Raw genomic sequence first — 17,015 nt, forward strand, 5'->3', positions numbered from 1 at the left:
GAGCCGCTGTGATCAAGGTCGTACGAGGAAACCCGACCCCGGAGGAGCTGGCCGCCGCACTGGCGGTGGTCCAGGCCCGGGCCGCGGCGACGGCGGCGGCGTCCGCGGCCGGCGGCGGCCCGGTGGTTCCCGAGGGCTGGTCGGACCCCTCACGGATCGCGCGCGAGGTACGGCACAGGCCGGGTCCGCGCTCCTGGGCCCGCTCCTACTGGCCGGCGTAACCGCTCGGCCCGGCACTGCATCCGGAAGGCCGGACCTCTTGTGCGGGAGGTCCGGCCTTCGTGCGTCCCGGGTCAGACGAGAGGGGCGACCGCCTCGGCCATCACCCGGTATCCGGCGTCGTCGGGGTGCAGCCGGTCCGCGTACGCGTACGCCGGGTTCAGCGCCTTCGGGTCCTTCGGGTCGGCGAGGAGCCGCGCGAAGTCGACGACCGCGTCGAACTCGCCCGAGGTGCGGATCCAGTCGTTGACCTCCGCGCTGGTCCGCTCGGCGGTCGGGCCCCAGTGGCTGGTGTCCTTGAAGGGCAGCAGGGTCGAGCCGACGACCCGTACCCCACGGTCGTGCGCGGCGTCGATCAGCCGGCGGTAGGCGGCGATGATCTCGGCCGAGGTGACGACGGGTGAGGGCTTGTAGGTGGGCTGGGGCACGGGCTTCAGCGCGGCCTCGCTGTAGCCGATGTCGTTGAGGCCCTGGAGCAGGGCGACGGTGGTGACGCCGGGCTGGTCGAGGGCGTCGCGGTGGAACCGGGCGGTGGCGCGTTCGCCGTACCAGGCCGAGTCGTTGAGAACCAGGTTGCCGCCGATGCCGGAGTTCACGACGGGGCGGTCGATGCGTTCGGCGAGCGCGTCGGAGTATCGGCGGTTCGCGTTCGGGGTGGAGCCGAAACTGTCGGTGATGGAGTCGCCGAACAGCACCACCGCGCCCTTCCGGGACGGGGTTCCGCCGCTGACCTCGACACCGCTGAGGTAGTACCAGGACTGGCTGCGGGCGGTGAAGGCGCTGCCGCCGGTGTCGGCGCGGTGGTCGCCCTCGGCTCGGTAGCTGTCGGCCCACGCCTGGGAGTGGAAGGTGGCGGGCCCGGTCGTTCCGGCGAGGTAGAGCGTGACGGTCACCGACTCCAGGCGTCCCAGGTGGAGCGGGGCCGGGTCGCTGCGCAGTTCGCCGTGGGCGGGGACGGAGACCGACCGCTTGCCGCCGAAGGTGAGGTGGCGCACCGAGCCGGGTTCGACGGCCGCGCCGGTGTCGGTACGGGCGACGGTGGCGCCGGTGACGGCCAGGGGTGAGGTCCCGTAGGCGTTCGAGAGCCGGATCCGGACCCGCTCGCCGTCCTCGGTGACGCGGACGACCTGACGGAGGGTCTGGCGCGAGAAGCCTTCCTGGGACCAGTTGCCGGTGAAGCCGGTCGAGGGGAGCTGCGGGGCGGCGCCCCAGGCGGCGTGCCACGGCGGGGCCGGGGTGGGGCGGGCGCCGGCCTGCGTGCCGGAGAGCAGGGTGAGGCCGAGGGCGGCGGCGAGCAGCGGGGCGAGGAGCTTCTTCATGGCGTGGTCCTTCGGGTAGGGGTGACGAGGGATCAGGAAGGTTCAGGAGCGGCGCGGGAAGAGGCCCGCGGCGAGCGCTCCGGCCAGGACGATCGCGGCGTTGACGAGGACCGCGAGGCCGATGCCGTCGAGGACCGTGGTGGAGGTGACCACGACGGCGCTCATGATCGGCGTGCCCATGGTGATGCCGATCTGCTGGGTCATGGTGGCGAGCCCCGTCGCCATCCCCTGCTCGGAGTCGGGCAGTCCTGAGGTCGCGGTGACCATGAAGCCGACGATGGCGAGCATGTTGCCGACGCCGCCGGCGAAGGTGCCGGCGAGCAGCAGCCAGAGCCAACCCCGGTCGTCGCCGAGTGCGTACAGGGAGAGGGTGGCGGCGGCCTGGAGGAGCCCGCCTGCGACGAGGGCGGCCCGGGCGCCGCGGCGGCCGATGAACCGGGGCGCGTACACCCCGCCGAGGACCGTGCCCGCGCCGAGGACGCCGAACGTCAGCCCGGCGGCGAGCGGCGAGAAGCCGAGGACGTCCTGGAGGTAGAGCGTCATCAGGAAGACGAGCGAGGTCTCGGTGACGAAGGCGACGAGCCCGGCGAGGTTGCCCTGGACGACGGTGCGGCGCGTGAGGATCCGTACGGGGACGAGGGGTGAGGCGGCCCGCCGCTCCACGAACCAGAAGGCGACGAGCAGCGCGACGCCGAGGGGGAGCGCCAGGGGTTCGGTGGTGAGCCCGAGGACGAGGGCGAGGAGTCCGCCGGTGACGGTGATCGCGCCGGGGATGTCGAGGCGGGGGCGGACGGCGGGGCGGCTCTCCTTCAGGACGGCGGGCGCGACGAGGAGGACGGCGACGGCGACCGGCACGTTGACGAAGAAGGCCCAGCGCCAGGAGAGCAGGTCCGTCAGGACGCCGCCGAGGATGGCGCCGGTGGTGAAGCCGGCCGACATGAGCGCGCCGTTGAGGCCCAGCGCCTTGGCGCGCAGCGGTCCTTCCGGGAAGGAGGAGGTGAGCAGGGAGAGCCCGGCGGGGGTGACCGCGGCGGTGGCGAGGCCCTGGGCGACGCGTGCGGCCATCAGCATCCCCGGGCCGGTGGCGAGACCGCCGACGAGGGAGGAGATCCCGAGGAGCGCCATGCCGGCGAGGAAGAGGCGGCGGCGTCCGACGATGTCGGCGACACGCCCGAGCAGGAGGGTGAATCCGGCGGCGGCGAGGGCGAAGGCGGTGGCGATCCACTGGAGGTTGCCCAGGGTGAAGCCGAGTCCTTCGCCGATGACGGGCAGTGCGACGTTCAGGATCGAGAAGTCGACGGCCAGCATGAACTGGGCGACGAGGAGGACGAGGAGGACGAGTCGCATCCGTCCGTCCATACGGGCGGCGGCCTGCTGGGCGGGGACATCGAGGGCAACCATGACCGGGACCCCTTAATGGGTTTCAGGTTCCGTTAAGATGTCCCCGACCGTAGCAGACTCGAAGGCGTTAATGGAACAGGAGACCCGTTTGACCGAGAGCCAGCCGGCTGTGCCCGGCACCGTGCGCCCCGGGGGCCGTACCGCGAAGGTGCGCCGGGCCGTCCTCGACGCGACCGAGGACGCCCTGGCGGAAGCGGGCTTCCACGCGCTGAACATGGACCACGTCGCCGCGAGCGCGGGCGTCGGCAAGACGACCGTCTACCGCCGCTGGGGCTCCCCCGTCGGCCTCGTCGCCGACCTCCTGCGCGACATGGCGGAGCAGTCCCTGCCGGCCTCCGACACCGGCACCCTGGCAGGCGACCTGCGAGCCAACGCCGCGCTCGTCACCAAGACCCTCACCGACCCCCGGATGGGTGCCGTCTTCCGTGCCGTCATCGCGGCCGCGGCCTGCGACGAGGAGTGCGCCGAGGCGCTGAACGGCTTCTACCGGGCCCGTCTGGAGGAGTGGGCCCCGGTGGTGAAGCGCGGCGTGGCCCGCGGCGAGGTCCCGGCGGACACGGACGGCCTCGAGCTGCTGCGCGCGGTCTCGGCGCCGCTCTACTACCGCTTCATGATCACGCGCGAGCCGCTGGGCCCCGAGGACGCGGAGCGGGCCGTCCGCGCCGCGCTGACGGCGGCCGGTGGCGGAGTGTTCACCGGGTCGTCATGAGGCCGTTGCACGGGGCGCCTGAGTACGCGTACTCAGGCGCCCCGGCCGTTCCGCCCGCAGGATCAGGACATGCTCTGGTCCGACCCGAACGACGAGCCTCCGAAGGAGATGCGCGACATGCAGGCCATGCTGCGCCGCGCGTCCATCCTGCTGGCCCTGGCGATGGTGGTGGCGATGTTCGTGGTCGGCGTCCACTGAGAGCGACCGAAGAGCGTCCGCACTGGCTACGCTTCCCTCATGACTGCTGATCGCCGCCGTGTCGTGCTCGCCTCCGCCTCGCCCGCCCGTCTCGGACTGCTGCGGCAGGCCGGACTCGCCCCCGAGGTGATCGTGAGCGGCGTCGACGAGGACAAGGTGCACGCGCCGACCCCGGCCGAACTCGCCCTCGCGCTCGCCGAGGCCAAGGCCGCCCATGTGGCCGCCCGTCCCGAGGCCTTCGGTGCCCTGGTGATCGGCTGCGACTCCGTCCTGGAGCTCGACAAGCAGGCCCTGGGCAAGCCGGCCGACGCCGAGGAGGCCACCGCGCGCTGGAAGGCGATGCGCGGCCGGGTGGGCATCCTCCAGACGGGTCACTGCGTGTACGACACGGCGGCCAAGCGGTACGAGTCGGCGACCGCCTCGACCCTCGTCCGCTTCGGCGAGCCGACGGACGCCGAGATCGCCGCGTACGTGGCGAGCGGCGAACCGCTGCACGTGGCGGGCGCCTTCACGCTGGACGGCCGCTCGGCGCCGTTCATCGACGGCATCGACGGGGACCCGGGCAATGTGATCGGCCTGTCGCTGCCCCTGCTGCGCACCCTGCTCGGCAAGCTGGGGATCTCCATCACCGACCTGTGGGCGTGAGGGACCGCCCGGCGCTACGCGGGCGCCGCCGCCTCCTCCAGGGCGTCGGCGCCCTTTCCGTACGTCACCAGGGTCAGCACGATCAGGCCGAGGACCACGGTCATGAACGCGAAGGCGCCCCATCCGATCAGACCGATCGTCACCGCGCCGAGCACCCCGTGCACGACGGCGCAGCCGATGAGCAGGGCCCGGCCGGCGCGCCCGGGACGCCTGTCGCGGATGCCGGTGATCAGGGCGACGGTGGCGCAGAGCGCGAGCAACACGCCGGAGACGATGCCGAGGGCCCATGTGCCGGTCACCATGTGGTCCGGGTCGAGGCCGTCGAGGGACATCGACTGGGCCTCGACGAACCGCGCCATGACGGCGTTGAGCGCGACGATCCCCGGCGCCTCCAGGAACAGCACCGCCGCCGTCACAAGAGCTATCGGTCTTCGGGCCACCTGGGCCACCCCCCTGGATACGGCTGTTACCTGCAGTACGGATGACAGCGCGAAGGCTACTGCCGGGTAAACCCCGGGACAAGGGTCCGTGCGGACGGATGCGGCGGCAAAGAATCATTGCGCCATTCGTAGGGACTCCACAAAGAAACCTGATCGGCGACTGGCCGCCTGAACAGAGACCTGTGCCACACCTCGGAGCTACTGTGCCGTAAAGGATCCCTGCGTACCGTGGTACGACAAGGGATTTCACGACCCGAGCAAGCCTCGTATCACGCTCCGTGTGGGCAAGCTCACCACTGGGGACGGGTCGAAGTGCCGTGTCGGCAGTCCCTAAACTCAGCTTGTTTCAAGGAGGGAGTCATCGTGCGCAAGGTGCTCATCGCCAACCGTGGCGAAATCGCTGTCCGTGTCGCCCGTGCTTGCCGGGATGCCGGGATCGCCAGCGTAGCCGTCTACGCCGACCCGGACCGGGACGCTCTGCACGTCCGCGCGGCCGACGAGGCGTTCGCTCTGGGCGGTGACACCCCGGCCGCCAGCTATCTGGACATGGCCAAGGTGCTGCAGGCGGCGAAGGACTCGGGCGCGGACGCGATCCACCCCGGCTACGGGTTCCTTTCCGAGAACGCCGAGTTCGCCCAGGCCGTGCTCGACGCCGGTCTGACCTGGATCGGCCCGCCGCCGCAGGCCATCCGTGACCTCGGCGACAAGGTGGCGGCCCGTCACATCGCCCAGCGCGCGGGCGCCCCGCTCGTCGCGGGCACGCCCGACCCGGTCTCCGGCGCCGACGAGGTCGTCGCCTTCGCCCAGGAGCACGGCCTGCCGATCGCGATCAAGGCCGCCTTCGGTGGTGGCGGTCGTGGTCTGAAGGTCGCCCGCACCCTCGAAGAGGTGCCGGAGCTCTACGACTCCGCCGTCCGCGAGGCCGTCGCCGCCTTCGGCCGCGGCGAGTGCTTCGTCGAGCGCTACCTCGACAAGCCGCGGCACGTCGAGACCCAGTGCCTGGCCGACTCCCACGGCAACGTGGTCGTCGTCTCCACCCGTGACTGCTCGCTCCAGCGCCGCCACCAGAAGCTCGTCGAGGAGGCGCCCGCGCCGTTCCTCTCCGAGGCGCAGAACGCCGAGCTGTACGCCGCCTCGAAGGCGATCCTGAAGGAGGCCGGCTACGTCGGCGCCGGCACGGTCGAGTTCCTGGTCGGCGTCGACGGCACGATCTCCTTCCTGGAGGTCAACACCCGCCTCCAGGTCGAGCACCCGGTCACCGAAGAGGTCACCGGCATCGACCTGGTCCGCGAGATGTTCCGGATCGCCGACGGCGAGGAGCTGGGCTACGACGACCCGGCCGTGCGCGGTCACTCCTTCGAGTTCCGCATCAACGGCGAGGACCCGGGCCGTAACTTCCTGCCCGCGCCCGGCACCGTCACCACCTTCTCCGCGCCGACCGGTCCCGGTGTCCGCCTGGACGCCGGCGTCGAGTCCGGCTCGGTCATCGGCCCGGCCTGGGACTCGCTCCTGGCCAAGCTGATCGTCACCGGCGCCACCCGCGAGCAGGCGCTCCAGCGTGCCGCCCGCGCGCTGGCCGAGTTCAAGGTGGAGGGCATGGCCACGGCCATCCCGTTCCACCAGGCCGTGGTCGTCGACCCCGCCTTCACCGCGGACCCGTTCCGCGTCCACACCCGGTGGATCGAGACCGAGTTCGTCAACGAGATCAAGCCCTTCGCGCCGGCCGGTGCCGACGCGGAGGAGGACGAGGCCGGCCGCGAGACGATCGTGGTCGAGGTCGGCGGCAAGCGCCTGGAGGTCTCGCTCCCGTCCTCGCTCGGCATGTCCCTGGCCCGTACGGGCCTGGCCGCCGGCGCCAAGCCGAAGCGCCGCGCCGCGAAGAAGTCCGGCCCGACGGCCTCCGGCGACACCCTCGCCTCCCCCATGCAGGGCACCATCGTGAAGGTGGCCGTGGAGGAGGGCCAGGAGGTCAAGGAGGGCGATCTGATCGTCGTCCTGGAGGCCATGAAGATGGAGCAGCCGCTCAACGCGCACCGCTCCGGCACCGTCAAGGGCCTGTCCGCCGAGATCGGCGCCTCGATCTCCTCGGGCGCCGCGATCTGCGAGATCAAGGACTGACGACCGACGGCACCTGCCGTTTGTACGCTGGGAAGGGCCCGCAGGCACACCGCCTGCGGGCCCTTCGCCGAACCGAGGAGCCCCCATGCGCGCCGACGCGCGCCGCAATCACGAGCGGCTGCTGACCGAGGCCCGCGCCGCCTTCGCCGCGCACGGTACGGACGCCTCGCTCGAGGATGTCGCCCGCCGCGCGGGGGTCGGCATCGGCACGCTCTACCGGCACTTCCCCACCCGCGACGCGCTGGTGAACGCCGTCTTCCAGGAGGCCCTGGCCGCGCTGCTCCAGCGGGGCCGTGAGCTCGCGGCGGCGGAGGAACCGTGCCCGGCGCTCGTGCAGTGGCTGCGCACCCTGATCGCCCACGCGGGCGAGTACCGGGGGTTCGCCCGGGCGCTCATGTCGGCCTCGCGGGACGAGAGTTCGGCGCTCGCGCAGTGCAACGTACCGCTGCGCGCGGCGGGTGAGATCCTGCTGGGCCGGGCCCAGGAGGCCGGTGCGGTCCGCGCCGATGTGTCGATCGGCGATCTGATGCAGCTCACCCAGGCGATCGCGCTGGCCGCCGAACAGAACCCGGACGACGAGGAGTTGCCGGACCGGCTGCTCGCGCTGACCCTGCGGGGCATGAAGAGCTGAGCCCGGGAGGAGACGGCCGGGCCCCTGGGGGAGGGCCCTTCAGCACGCGCCGGTGGGCGGCAACGCGTCACCGCCCGCACGGGTCGCCGCCCGCAGAGAGGGAGACCTCAGCGCCGGCGCATGTCCGCGACCCGGGCCGTCCGCTCCGGCTGAAGCACGTCGTTCGCCAACGAGGCGGCACCGCCCCGGAACTGCCCGGGCTGGTGCCGGGCCCGCTGGCCGGGGAGCGGAACGTCACGGCGAGGGCGGCCGCCGCCCGGGGGGACGGATTCACCACCCGCTCCCGTCCCCGCCACGGCGATCTGCACGCCCTGATCGGCCAGCGCCTGGAGCTCCGTGGCGGCCCGGTCGTCGTGCGCCGGCGGCTCGTCGGTGACCAGCCGGGTGATCACGTCGGTCGGCACCGTCTGGAACATGGTGTCGGTGCCGAGCTTGGTGTGATCGGCCAGCACCACGACCTCCGCCGCAGCCTGCACCAGCGCCCGGTCCACGCTCGCGGAGAGCATGTTGGAGGTGGACAGGCCGCGCTCGGCGGTCAGACCACTGCCGGAGAGGAAGGCGCGGGAGACCCGCAGCCCCTGGAGGGACTGCTCTGCCCCGCTGCCCACCAGCGCGTAGTTCGAGCCACGCAGCGTGCCGCCGGTCATGACGACCTCGACCCGGTTGGCGTGGGCGAGCGCCTGGGCGACGAGCAGGGAGTTGGTGACCACGGTCAGACCGGGCACGCGGGCGAGGCGGCGGGCCAGCTCCTGTGTGGTCGTCCCGGCACCGACGACGATGGCCTCGCCCTCTTCGACGAGGCTCGCGGCGACATCGGCGATGGCCGTCTTCTCGGCGGTCGCGAGATGGGATTTCTGCGGGAAGCCGGACTCTCGCGTGAAGCCGCCCGGCAGTACCGCACCGCCGTGCCGGCGGTCGAGGAGTCCTTCTGCCTCCAGTGCCCGCACGTCTCGCCGTACGGTCACTTCTGAGGTCTGGACGACGCGGGCGAGCTCACGGAGCGACACGGCTCCATTGGCGCGCACCATTTCGAGGATCAACTGACGACGTTCTGCAGCGAACACGAAACTGACAGTAACCTGACCGGCCGATACTTTTCAGCACTATGCGCCGAATTGCAGAAGATGCACACAGACGGGGCCCCCAAGTGGTATGAGAGGCCCCGCCGTTGATCGTCCTATGCCCCGCCTTGCCGGGGGTTGTCCAGATGTTCCCAGGCGGGAGGGCGGATCAGCCCTCGCCCGTCGCCTTTCGGGTGTGCAACTGCCGTGCCACTTCCGCGATCGAGCCCGACAGCGAGGGGTACACGGTGAAAGCGTTTGCGATCTGTTCGACCGTCAGATTGTTGTCGACCGCGATCGAGATGGGGTGGATCAGCTCGCTCGCCTTCGGGGCCACGACACAGCCGCCGACCACGATTCCCGTGCCCGGACGGCAGAAGATCTTGACGAAGCCGTCCCGGATGCCCTGCATCTTGGCGCGCGGGTTGCGCAGCAGCGGCAGCTTGACGACGCGGGCGTCGATCTTCCCGGCGTCCACGTCCGCCTGCGTGAAGCCGACGGTGGCGATCTCCGGGTCGGTGAAGACGTTCGAGGAGACCGTCTTCAGGTTGAGCGGGGCCACCGCGTCGCCGAGGAAGTGGTACATCGCGATCCGGCCCTGCATCGCCGCCACCGAGGCGAGCGCGAAGACGCCGGTGACGTCACCGGCGGCGTACACGCCCGGCGCGGAGGTACGGGAGACCTTGTCCGTCCAGATGTGGCCCGAGTCCTTGAGCTTGACCCCGGCCTCCTCCAGACCCATTCCGGCCGAATTCGGGATCGCGCCGACGGCCATGAGGCAGTGGCTGCCGGAGATGACCCGGCCGTCGGCCAGGGTGACCTCGACCCGGTCGCCGACGCGCTTGACGGACTCGGCGCGCGAGCGGGCCATGACGTTCATGCCGCGACGGCGGAAGACGTCCTCGAGGACCGCCGCCGCGTCCGGGTCCTCGCCCGGCAGCACGCGGTCACGGCTCGACACCAGGGTCACCCGCGAGCCCAGCGCCTGGTACGCGCCGGCGAACTCGGCACCCGTCACACCCGAGCCGACCACGATGAGCTCCTCGGGGAGCTCCTTGAGGTCGTAGACCTGGGTCCAGTTCAGGATCCGCTCGCCGTCGGGCTGGGCGTCGGGCAGCTCGCGCGGGTGGCCGCCGGTCGCGATCAGCACGGCGTCGGCGGTCAGCGACTCCTCCGAGCCGTCGGCGGAGGTCACGATCACCTGGCGGGAGCCGTCCACGGCCTGGCGGCCCGAGAGCCGGCCGCGGCCGCGCAGGACGCGGGCGCCGGCCCGGGTGACGGAGGCGGTGATGTCGTGCGACTGGGCGAGCGCGAGGCGCTTCACCCGGCGGTTGACCTTGCCGAGGTCGACACCGACGACCCGGGCGGCCTGCTCGATGTGCGGCGTGTCGTCCGCGACGATGATGCCCAGCTCCTCGTACGAGGAGTCGAAGGTCGTCATCACCTCGGCCGTCGCGATGAGGGTCTTCGAGGGGACGCAGTCGGTCAGGACGGACGCGCCGCCCAGGCCGTCGCAGTCGACGACGGTCACCTCCGCGCCGAGTTGGGCGCCCACCAGGGCCGCCTCGTATCCGCCGGGTCCGCCGCCGATGATCACGATCCGGGTCACTGGGATCTACGCCTCGCGCTCTCGTTCTGCCGGGGTTCCCCCCGCTGGGGCTGCAGTGCGTACGCCATTGTCCCGCACGCTTCAAGTGCGTACCCCATTGTCCCGTACGCCGGGGGCTGTCTCGCGCCGGGGCCTCCATACGGCCCCCACCACGGACTTCCGCGTGCGGCCTCTCCCTCCCGTACCCTCGACCCCATGTCGCTCTACGCCGCGTACGCCGGCAACCTCGACGCGCGGCTCATGACCCGCCGCGCCCCGCATTCCCCGCTGCGCGGCACGGGCTGGCTCAACGGCTGGCGGCTGACCTTCGGCGGCGAGCAGATGGGCTGGGAGGGCGCGCTGGCGACGATCGTCGAGGCACCGCGTTCCCAGGTTTTCGTCGCGCTGTACGACATCGCTCCGATGGACGAGGACTCGATGGACCGCTGGGAGGGCGTCGGCCTCGACATCTACCGCCGGATGCGGGTCCGGGTGCACACCCTGGACGGCGAGGAGCCGGCATGGGTGTACGTCCTGAACGCGTACGAGGGCGGGCTGCCCTCGGCGCGCTACCTCGGCGAGATCGCGGACGCGGCCGAGTCGGCGGGCGCGCCGCACGACTACGTGATGGAGCTGCGCAAGCGGCCGTGCTAGCTATGTCACGCGGCGGTTGCTCCCCGCGCGGGCGGTCGGCCCCGGTTCGCCGCCGTATCGGCCTGGCGGAAGGTCTCGGGCCACTCCCGCTACGCCATTCGTCGGAAACGACAAGACAACGATCGCATGTCCGTCAGCATCGTCATCTACGCGCGTAGGCATTCTCGGGCTAGGCTTCTGCGCGTATGAAATCCGTCCGGGGCTCCTCCCTCGGACCCCCCTCCCCGAGGCGAGAGAGTCAGTGAACGCAACTGCCACCCCGTACGAGGCCGCCGAGGCCGCTGCCGCGCGTCTTCGCGAGCTGACCGGAGTCGAGAACCACGACGTCGCCCTCGTCATGGGCTCCGGCTGGGCGCCGGCCGTCGACGCGCTCGGCGCTCCGGAGGCCGAGTTCCCCGTGACCGAGCTTCCCGGCTTCCCGCCGCCGGCCGTCGAGGGACACGGCGGCAAGGTCCGCTCGTACAAGATCGGCGCGAAGCGCGCGCTGGTCTTCCTGGGCCGTACGCACTTCTACGAGGGCCGGGGCGTCGCCTCCGTCGCCCACGGTGTGCGCACCGCCGTCGCCGCCGGCTGCAAGACCGTCGTACTGACCAACGGCTGCGGTGGCCTGCGCGAGGGCATGCGCCCCGGCCAGCCGGTCCTGATCAGCGACCACCTCAACCTGACGGGCGCCTCGCCGATCGTCGGCGCGAACTTCGTGGACCTCACCGACCTGTACTCGCCGCGGCTGCGCGCGCTGTGCAAGGAGGTCGACGAGACCCTCGAAGAGGGCGTCTACGTGCAGTTCCCCGGGCCGCACTACGAGACCCCGGCCGAGATCAACATGGTCCGCGTCATGGGCGGCGACCTGGTCGGCATGTCCACCGTCCTGGAGGCCATCGCGGCCCGCGAGGCGGGCGCCGAGGTCCTGGGCATCTCCCTGGTCACGAACCTGGCGGCGGGCCTGTCGGGCGAGCCGCTGAACCACGAGGAGGTCCTCCAGGCGGGCCGCGACTCGGCGGCGCGCATGGGCGAGCTGCTCACCCGGGTCCTCGACCGCATCTGACAGGACGGGGACTCCGCCCCGGACCCCGTACGGGGGTCCGGGGGCCTGCCCCCAGTTTCGGGAAGGGGCGGGGCGGGGGAAGGCTCCGCGCAGCGGCACCGCCCACCGCCCCGCACCCTCCCGCCCGTACCCGAAAGGCACACACCGTGACGCAGGACGACCTCCTCGCCAAGGCCCAGGCCTGGCTCGCCGAGGATCCCGACAGTGAGACCCGCGAGGAGCTCGCCAAGCTCATCGAGGCCGGTGCGACCGACGAGCTCGCCGCCCGGTTCGCCGGCACGCTGCAGTTCGGTACGGCCGGACTGCGCGGCGAGCTCGGCGCAGGGCCCATGCGGATGAACCGCTCGGTCGTCATCCGGGCCGCCGCCGGCCTCGCCGCGTACCTCAAGGCGAAGGGGCAGACCGGTGGCCTCGTCGTCATCGGCTACGACGCCCGCTACAAGTCGGCCGACTTCGCCCGCGACACCGCCGCCGTGATGACCGGTGCCGGACTGCGCGCGGCCCTGCTCCCCCGCCCGCTGCCGACGCCCGTCCTCGCGTACGCCATAAGGCACCTGGGCGCCGTCGCCGGTGTCGAGGTCACCGCGAGCCACAACCCGCCGCGCGACAACGGCTACAAGGTCTACCTGGGCGACGGCTCGCAGATCGTGCCGCCCGCGGACGCGGAGATCGCCGCCGAGATCGACGCCGTGCGTTCGCTGAACGACGTACCGCGGCCGGACGACGGCTGGGAGACCCTCGGCGACGAGGTCCTGGACGCCTACCTGGCCCGCACGGACGCTGTCCTGACCCCCGGCTCCCCCCGCACCGTGCGGACCGTCTACACGGCCATGCACGGCGTCGGCAAGGACGTCCTGACCGCCGCCTTCGCCCGCGCCGGCTTCCCGCCGCCCGCGCTCGTCGCCGAGCAGGCCGAGCCCGACCCGGCGTTCCCGACCGTCGCCTTCCCGAACCCGGAGGAGCCGGGCGCGATGGACCTCGCCTTCGAGGCGGCCCGCGCCGTGGACCCCGACATCGTGATCGCCAACGACCCGGACGCCGACCGCTGCGCCGTGGCCGTGCCCGACCCGTCGGTCGAGGGCGGCTGGCGGATGCTGCGCGGTGACGAGGTGGGCTCGCTGCTCGCCGCGCACCTGGTGCACAAGGGCGCGCGGGGTGTGTTCGCCGAGTCGATCGTGTCCTCCTCGCTGCTCGGCCGGATCGCCGAGGCGGCGGGCGTCGGCCACGAGGAGACGCTGACCGGCTTCAAGTGGATCGCCCGCGTGGACGGCCTGCGGTACGGCTACGAGGAGGCGCTGGGCTACTGCGTCGACCCCGAGGGCGTCCGCGACAAGGACGGCATCACGGCCGCGCTGCTCGTCGCCGAGCTCGCCTCGGAGCTCAAGGAGCGCGACCGTACGCTCACCGACCTCCTCGACGACCTGGCGGTGGCACACGGGCTGCACGCCACGGACCAGCTGTCGGTGCGGGTCGAGGACCTGAGCATCATCGCGAACGCGATGAGCGCGCTGCGCGAGCGGCCTCCCGTCCGGCTCGCGGGCCTGACGGTCACGACGGCGGAGGACCTGACGAAGGGCACGGAGTCGCTGCCCCCGACGGACGGTCTGCGCTACTACCTGGAGGGCGACTACAAGGCCCGGGTCATCGTCCGCCCGTCCGGCACGGAGCCCAAGCTCAAGTGCTACCTGGAGGTCGTGGTCCCGGTCGCCGACGCGAGCGAGCTCACGGCGGCCCGTGCGAAGGGCGCGGAGATCCTCTCCGCGATCAAGCGGGACCTGTCGGACGCGGCCGGTCTCTGAGCGTCTGCTCCGCGGCTCTCCTCGGCTCTCCTCGCGGGGCCCGTGCGGAATCGGTTCCGTACGGGCCCCGCGCCGTTCCCGTACGGGTGAATTCGGTACGGCAGTTGTCCCAAGGCACGTCCCGCGACCAGGGGGTCCGGGCCAGGGTGACCCGGTAGCCCGCCGAGCCTCCCTGGAGTCGCCGCAGTGCCCCCGGTCCTGACCGTCCGACCGACCGTTCCCGCTTCCCGGCGGCCTCCGTCCCCGGGCGGCGAGCGTCTTCCCGAGCGGGTGCGCGGCAGACTGCGCCACGCGGCCCCGGCGCTGCTCGGCTATCTGGTGGTACGGCTCCTGGGGCTTCTGGTGCTCGCCCGCTGGGCGCATCTCAAGGGCCACGGCGTGTGGCCGACGCTGGCCACGTCCTGGGACTCCGAGTGGTACCTGGGGATCGCCGACGACGGGTACCAGCAGGAGCTCGGCACCCGGATCTACCACAACAACCTGGCGTTCTTCCCGCTCTACCCCGCCCTGATCAAGGCGTTCGCGGCCGTCACCCCGGGCTCGCGCGCCTCCGTCGGCCTGGTCGTCGCGGGGGTCTGCTCGCTGATCGCCGCCTGGGGGATCTTCGCCGTGGGCGACCGGCTGCACGGGCGCCGGGTGGGCACGGTCCTCGCGGTGTTGTGGGGCGCGACGCCGGTCGCCGCCGTCCAGTGGATGGGCTACACCGAGTCGCTGTTCACCGCGCTCACCGCCTGGGCGCTGTACGCGGTCCTGGACGGCCGGTGGGCCTGGGCGGCCGGTCTCGCGGTAGCCGCGGGGCTCACCCGGCCGACCGGGATCGCGGTCGCGGCGGCGGTGACCGTGGCGGGCCTGCTCGCCGCCCGGCGCGGCAGCCGGACCGCCCTGGCGGCCGCCCTGGTGGCCCCGCTGGGCTGGCTCGGCTTCGTGGGGTGGGTGGGGCTGCGGCTGGGCCGCTGGGACGGCTACTTCGCCGTCCAGCGGCTGTGGACCAACGCGTGGGACGGCGGGGCTCTGACCGCGCGGACCCTGCGCGAGCTCTTCGTCTACGACCGGACCCCGCAGCTCTTCCTGGTCGTCGTCTCGCTCGTGCTGATCGGGTCCGTGCTGCTGTTCCTGCTCTGCCTGGCCGACCGCCAGCCGCTGCCGCTGCTCGTCCTCACGGGGGTGCTGCTGCTCGTGGTCCTGGGCAGCGGGGGCGTGTACTTCCCCCGCGCCCGCTTCCTGCTGCCCGGCTTCCCGCTGCTGCTGCCGCTCGCGCTCGCGGTGTGCCGGGCCCGCCGCCATGTGGCCGCCCTGGTGCTCACGGGGGCGGTGCTGTCCTCGGCGTGGCTGGGCGGTTACATGCTCCTGGTCTGGTCGGGCCCGCCGTGAGGCGGCCCGTGCGTCCTCAGCCGGTGGCGAGCAGGACGATCAGCAGGACGAGCCCGGCCACCGACGGCGCGGCGATCTCGTACGCCCAGCGCACCTGCGGCTCTCCCTGGGCGCCCGGTCGGGAGGCGCAGCGCTCGGCGAGCTCGCGCAGGTCGGCGACCGTCTGGTCGGCCGGGGCGAGGCGGTCCCGGTCGTTCACGTTCGCGTGGATCGAGGTGCGGCCGTGCGGGTCGTCCTGGGCGGCACGCGCCTGACGGCGGGCCGCCCGCTTGCGCTGGCGCAGCGAGACGGGGATGGCCCAGAGCTGGTACTTCGCCCCGGCCCGGGTCAGCACCTCGCTGGAGTACCCGGCGCGGACGTCGGCGACCGCGGCCCAGGGCAGGAGGATGGAGCGGAAGGGGTTGCGGATCCGGAGCCGGTCGTCGTTCGCGAAGACCGCGGGCCGGATCGTGAACGCCACGACGAGCGGCACGACGAACAGCAGACCCGCCAGGGCGACCCACGGCGTGCGCCCCTCCCCGCGGATCATCGCGTCACCGCAGAACCACGCGGTCAGTCCGAGCAGCAGGACACCGCCCGCGATGCCCATGGACGACCGGAAGACGCGGTCGGCGTAGGTCGGCTCGGCGGGCTGCTGCGGGGGCTGGGTCGTCATGGTGCCGATTCTGCCTCACGGGCCGCGGGCGGGCTCGGGCGGACGGAGCGGGCCGGTCCGGGCGGAGGAGGCGAGCCGGTTCGAGCGGAGGCAGCCCGTCGGTTCGGGCCGCGGGAGCGGCCTCGCACGGTCCTCGTGGACCGCTTCCGAAACCCCGGGGCTGTACAGGTCGCTACGCGCGTAGATATGCTCGACTGGTGACCATGCCCACCACTGCATCCGCAGCACCCGCATTTGCCGACGTGACCGCGTCCGACAGTGCGCTGCGCCGCTTCCTCCACGGGCTGCCCGGCGTCGACGCCGTCGGCCTGGAGGCGCGCGCCGCGTCCCTCGGCACCCGCTCGATCAAGACCACGGCCAAGGCGTACGCCATCGACCTGGCCATCTCCATGATCGACCTGACGACGCTCGAAGGCGCGGACACCCCGGGCAAGGTCCGGGCGCTCGCCGCCAAGGCCGTCAACCCCGATCCGTCCGACCGCACGACCCCGACGACCGCCGCGGTCTGTGTCTACCCCGACATGGTGGCCACGGCGAAGGAGGCCCTGAAGGGCTCCGGCGTCAAGGTCGCCTCCGTCGCCACCGCCTTCCCGGCCGGCCGCGCCGCGCTCCCCGTGAAGCTCGCGGACACCCGGGACGCCGTCGCCGCCGGGGCCGACGAGATCGACATGGTGATCGACCGCGGGGCCTTCCTCGCGGGGAACTACATGAAGGTCTACGAGGAGATCCGGGCCGTGAAGGAGGCCTCCGGCGAGGCCCGGCTCAAGGTCATCTTCGAGACCGGCGAGCTATCCACGTACGACAACATCCGCCGCGCCTCCTGGCTCGGCATGATGGCGGGCGCGGACTTCATCAAGACCTCGACCGGCAAGGTCGCGGTCAACGCCACCCCCGCCAACACGCTGCTGATGCTGGAGGCCGTGCGTGACTACCGCGCGCAGACCGGTGTCCAGATCGGTGTGAAGCCGGCGGGCGGCATCCGTAACACCAAGGAAGCGATCAAGTTCCTGGTCCTGGTCAACGAGACCGTCGGCGAGGACTGGCTGGACAACCACTGGTTCCGCTTCGGCGCCTCCAGCCTGCTCAACGACCTGCTCATGCAGCGTCAGAAGCTGGCGACCGGCCGCTACTCCGGCCCCGATTACGTGACGGTGGACTGATC

General features: G+C 72.3%; 17 protein-coding genes. 11 read left to right on the plus strand and 6 right to left on the minus strand.

Annotated elements, in window-relative coordinates:
- Positions 1 to 8 precede the first annotated feature (8 nt).
- Complete coding sequence (locus tag ABZ939_RS17275) at positions 9 to 221, plus strand: acyl-CoA carboxylase subunit epsilon (RefSeq protein WP_361855072.1); 213 nt, start codon at positions 9 to 11, stop codon at positions 219 to 221.
- Between the two features lie 72 nt (positions 222 to 293).
- Here ABZ939_RS17275 and ABZ939_RS17280 read toward each other — a convergent pair whose 3' ends face one another.
- The gene (locus tag ABZ939_RS17280) at positions 294 to 1,538 is read right to left on the minus strand and encodes an SGNH/GDSL hydrolase family protein (protein WP_361855075.1); all 1,245 of its coding nucleotides are present in this window, start codon (positions 1,536 to 1,538) and stop codon (positions 294 to 296) included.
- 42 nt (positions 1,539 to 1,580) lie between these two features.
- The gene (locus ABZ939_RS17285) at positions 1,581 to 2,939 is read right to left on the minus strand and encodes an MFS transporter (protein ID WP_361855078.1); all 1,359 of its coding nucleotides are present in this window, start codon (positions 2,937 to 2,939) and stop codon (positions 1,581 to 1,583) included.
- A gap of 70 nt (positions 2,940 to 3,009) precedes the next feature.
- On the opposite strand from ABZ939_RS17285, the gene ABZ939_RS17290 reads away from it, so the two are divergent.
- The 3 genes from ABZ939_RS17290 (at position 3,010) to ABZ939_RS17300 (ending at position 4,491) form a co-directional block, all read left to right on the plus strand.
- Positions 3,010 to 3,648, plus strand: coding sequence for a TetR/AcrR family transcriptional regulator (locus ABZ939_RS17290; RefSeq protein ID WP_361855081.1), 639 nt, complete (start codon positions 3,010 to 3,012; stop codon positions 3,646 to 3,648).
- A gap of 69 nt (positions 3,649 to 3,717) precedes the next feature.
- Positions 3,718 to 3,846 (plus strand): hypothetical protein, encoded by a 129-nt coding sequence (locus ABZ939_RS17295; RefSeq protein ID WP_361855084.1) that lies wholly within the window; start codon positions 3,718 to 3,720, stop codon positions 3,844 to 3,846.
- Between the two features lie 39 nt (positions 3,847 to 3,885).
- Positions 3,886 to 4,491 (plus strand): nucleoside triphosphate pyrophosphatase, encoded by a 606-nt coding sequence (locus ABZ939_RS17300; RefSeq protein ID WP_361855087.1) that lies wholly within the window; start codon positions 3,886 to 3,888, stop codon positions 4,489 to 4,491.
- A gap of 14 nt (positions 4,492 to 4,505) precedes the next feature.
- Here ABZ939_RS17300 and ABZ939_RS17305 read toward each other — a convergent pair whose 3' ends face one another.
- Positions 4,506 to 4,931, minus strand: a complete 426-nt coding sequence (locus ABZ939_RS17305; protein WP_361855090.1) for a hypothetical protein — start codon at positions 4,929 to 4,931, stop codon at positions 4,506 to 4,508.
- 363 nt (positions 4,932 to 5,294) lie between these two features.
- Here ABZ939_RS17305 and ABZ939_RS17310 point away from each other — a divergent pair, with 363 nt between their 5' ends.
- Together ABZ939_RS17310 and ABZ939_RS17315 are read left to right on the plus strand one after the other, a co-directional pair.
- The gene (locus ABZ939_RS17310) at positions 5,295 to 7,049 is read left to right on the plus strand and encodes a biotin carboxylase N-terminal domain-containing protein (protein WP_361855093.1); all 1,755 of its coding nucleotides are present in this window, start codon (positions 5,295 to 5,297) and stop codon (positions 7,047 to 7,049) included.
- Between the two features lie 85 nt (positions 7,050 to 7,134).
- The gene (locus ABZ939_RS17315) at positions 7,135 to 7,680 is read left to right on the plus strand and encodes a helix-turn-helix domain-containing protein (RefSeq protein ID WP_361855096.1); all 546 of its coding nucleotides are present in this window, start codon (positions 7,135 to 7,137) and stop codon (positions 7,678 to 7,680) included.
- Between the two features lie 107 nt (positions 7,681 to 7,787).
- Here ABZ939_RS17315 and ABZ939_RS17320 read toward each other — a convergent pair whose 3' ends face one another.
- Together ABZ939_RS17320 and ABZ939_RS17325 are read right to left on the minus strand one after the other, a co-directional pair.
- Positions 7,788 to 8,744, minus strand: coding sequence for a DeoR/GlpR family DNA-binding transcription regulator (locus tag ABZ939_RS17320; protein WP_361855099.1), 957 nt, complete (start codon positions 8,742 to 8,744; stop codon positions 7,788 to 7,790).
- A 166-nt stretch (positions 8,745 to 8,910) separates the two neighbouring features.
- The gene (locus ABZ939_RS17325) at positions 8,911 to 10,350 is read right to left on the minus strand and encodes an NAD(P)H-quinone dehydrogenase (RefSeq protein ID WP_361855102.1); all 1,440 of its coding nucleotides are present in this window, start codon (positions 10,348 to 10,350) and stop codon (positions 8,911 to 8,913) included.
- Between the two features lie 195 nt (positions 10,351 to 10,545).
- Here ABZ939_RS17325 and ABZ939_RS17330 point away from each other — a divergent pair, with 195 nt between their 5' ends.
- From ABZ939_RS17330 to ABZ939_RS17345, 4 genes are all read left to right on the plus strand, one after another.
- The gene (locus ABZ939_RS17330) at positions 10,546 to 10,983 is read left to right on the plus strand and encodes a gamma-glutamylcyclotransferase (protein ID WP_356885787.1); all 438 of its coding nucleotides are present in this window, start codon (positions 10,546 to 10,548) and stop codon (positions 10,981 to 10,983) included.
- A 241-nt stretch (positions 10,984 to 11,224) separates the two neighbouring features.
- Entirely contained in the window at positions 11,225 to 12,028 is an 804-nt protein-coding gene (locus tag ABZ939_RS17335) for a purine-nucleoside phosphorylase (RefSeq protein ID WP_361855106.1), read from the plus strand.
- A gap of 146 nt (positions 12,029 to 12,174) precedes the next feature.
- Complete coding sequence (locus ABZ939_RS17340) at positions 12,175 to 13,827, plus strand: phospho-sugar mutase (RefSeq protein WP_361855108.1); 1,653 nt, start codon at positions 12,175 to 12,177, stop codon at positions 13,825 to 13,827.
- A gap of 186 nt (positions 13,828 to 14,013) precedes the next feature.
- The gene (locus ABZ939_RS17345; protein WP_361855110.1) at positions 14,014 to 15,198 is read left to right on the plus strand and encodes a hypothetical protein; all 1,185 of its coding nucleotides are present in this window, start codon (positions 14,014 to 14,016) and stop codon (positions 15,196 to 15,198) included.
- Positions 15,199 to 15,214: 16 nt separating this feature from the next.
- Here the strand turns inward: ABZ939_RS17345 and ABZ939_RS17350 are convergent, their stop codons facing one another.
- Positions 15,215 to 15,853, minus strand: a complete 639-nt coding sequence (locus ABZ939_RS17350) for a PH domain-containing protein (RefSeq protein ID WP_361855112.1) — start codon at positions 15,851 to 15,853, stop codon at positions 15,215 to 15,217.
- A 203-nt stretch (positions 15,854 to 16,056) separates the two neighbouring features.
- Between ABZ939_RS17350 and deoC the strand changes: the two genes are divergently transcribed.
- On the plus strand, positions 16,057 to 17,013 hold the full coding sequence (gene deoC, locus ABZ939_RS17355) for a deoxyribose-phosphate aldolase (protein ID WP_361855115.1): 957 nt from the start codon (positions 16,057 to 16,059) through the stop codon (positions 17,011 to 17,013).
- Positions 17,014 to 17,015 lie beyond the last annotated feature (2 nt).

It is taken from the genome of Streptomyces sp. NPDC046712 (assembly GCF_040645695.1).
Classification (GTDB): domain Bacteria; phylum Actinomycetota; class Actinomycetes; order Streptomycetales; family Streptomycetaceae; genus Streptomyces.

Bases quoted from the DNA above. Each gene is read 5' to 3' on its own strand.
- ABZ939_RS17295 (WP_361855084.1), top strand. From the start codon at position 3,718: ATGCTCTGGTCCGACCCGAACGACGAGCCTCCGAAGGAGATGCGCGAC.
- ABZ939_RS17315 (WP_361855096.1), top strand. From the start codon at position 7,135: ATGCGCGCCGACGCGCGCCGCAATCACGAGCGGCTGCTGACCGAGGCC.
- ABZ939_RS17290 (WP_361855081.1), top strand. From the start codon at position 3,010: ATGGAACAGGAGACCCGTTTGACCGAGAGCCAGCCGGCTGTGCCCGGC.
- deoC (WP_361855115.1), top strand. From the start codon at position 16,057: ATGCCCACCACTGCATCCGCAGCACCCGCATTTGCCGACGTGACCGCG.
- ABZ939_RS17350 (WP_361855112.1), bottom strand. From the start codon at position 15,853: ATGACGACCCAGCCCCCGCAGCAGCCCGCCGAGCCGACCTACGCCGAC.
- ABZ939_RS17300 (WP_361855087.1), top strand. From the start codon at position 3,886: ATGACTGCTGATCGCCGCCGTGTCGTGCTCGCCTCCGCCTCGCCCGCC.
- ABZ939_RS17330 (WP_356885787.1), top strand. From the start codon at position 10,546: ATGTCGCTCTACGCCGCGTACGCCGGCAACCTCGACGCGCGGCTCATG.
- ABZ939_RS17285 (WP_361855078.1), bottom strand. From the start codon at position 2,939: ATGGTTGCCCTCGATGTCCCCGCCCAGCAGGCCGCCGCCCGTATGGAC.
- ABZ939_RS17280 (WP_361855075.1), bottom strand. From the start codon at position 1,538: ATGAAGAAGCTCCTCGCCCCGCTGCTCGCCGCCGCCCTCGGCCTCACC.